The sequence below is a fragment of the Oleiphilus sp. HI0061 genome (assembly GCF_001635675.1).
Genome location: NZ_LWFE01000932.1, coordinates 1 through 316 on the forward strand (window position 1 = coordinate 1; position 316 = coordinate 316).

General features: G+C 40.5%; 1 protein-coding gene. It reads right to left on the reverse strand.

Annotated elements, in window-relative coordinates:
* The coding region (locus A3735_RS10975) for a dihydrofolate reductase (RefSeq protein ID WP_197485857.1) at positions 1 to 261 on the reverse strand (261 nt) is incomplete at its 3' end.
* Between the last annotated feature and the right edge of the window lie 55 nt (positions 262 to 316).

Below are 316 nucleotides of genomic sequence, written 5' to 3' on the forward strand. Positions count from 1 at the left end.
TAAATGGATTAGAGCATCTTCGATCGTTGAAAATACTAAGACATTCTTATCATCTGATGTGAAGCTTGAACGGGTTACGACAGCATATCTACGATTAGGCAAAGCTCCCATAGACGTGAAGGTTTTTCGTCCGACTAAAAGCCACTGATTATAGGTGACTGCCTTAAATAGTAACTGCTCTCCTTTTGCGCTCCACGGTATATCTGGGCCGTTCCCTATGACTCCATTCTTTGATATTGCTGCCATTAGCGATAATTTCACGAAACTTCCTTCGGTTGTAAAATTGTATAAACAGAGTTGATCTCTTTGTGACTAC